Genomic DNA, 324 nt, shown 5'->3' on the forward strand with positions numbered 1-324 from the left:
TCGGCGAGAGCGAGCGTTACGACTACGACGACCAGCACGTCATCCTGCAACGGCAACTGGCCGGCGGCGCGAGCTTCTTCTGGGCGTGGGAACGCGCCGGCAAGGCCGCGCGCTGCGTGCGGCACTGGGCCTCGTTTTCGCAGATGGATACGCGTTACGTCTGGGATGACGCCGGCCGTGTCACGGTGCATTACGTCGATGGCACTGAGGAAACTTACGTCCACGACGACACCGCGCGGCTGGTGCGTCAGGTCGCCGCCGACGGTGGTGAGCAGCTCAAGGCCTATGACGCGCAAGGTCGGTTGGTCGCCGAGCAGGATGCGC

1 protein-coding gene is annotated in these 324 nt (G+C 66.4%); it reads left to right on the top strand.

Annotated elements, in window-relative coordinates:
- Positions 1-324, top strand: a 324-nt coding sequence (locus tag ACODTD_RS28820) for a hypothetical protein (protein ID WP_489105448.1), incomplete at both ends; no start/stop codon positions are given.

Source organism: Pseudomonas sp. FG35, from assembly GCF_057809295.1.